The sequence below is a fragment of the Lysobacter enzymogenes genome, assembly GCF_017168095.1.
GTDB lineage: Bacteria > Pseudomonadota > Gammaproteobacteria > Xanthomonadales > Xanthomonadaceae > Lysobacter > Lysobacter enzymogenes_D.
Genome location: NZ_LXSD01000369.1, coordinates 273 through 486 on the forward strand (window position 1 = coordinate 273; position 214 = coordinate 486).

General features: G+C 65.9%; 1 protein-coding gene. It reads right to left on the reverse strand.

Annotated elements, in window-relative coordinates:
- Positions 1–180: DUF7507 domain-containing protein (locus A7A76_RS14880; RefSeq protein ID WP_206411914.1), on the reverse strand; the 180-nt coding region annotated here is incomplete at its 3' end.
- Positions 181–214: the final 34 nt, after the last annotated feature.

Below are 214 nucleotides of genomic sequence, written 5' to 3' on the forward strand. Positions count from 1 at the left end.
CGGCAACAGCGGGTCGGTCACGTTGACGTTGGTCAAGGTGACATTGCCGGTGTTCTGGACCGCAAAGGTGTAGGTGATCGTGTCGCCGACGTCGCCCGCGCCGTTGGCCGGCGTGTCGGTGTCGGTGATCGCGCCGGCGGTCTTGGTCAGGGTCAGCTGCGGCGCGGCATTGATCGTCACCGTCTCATCGTCGGTGTCGGTGACCGTTCCACCC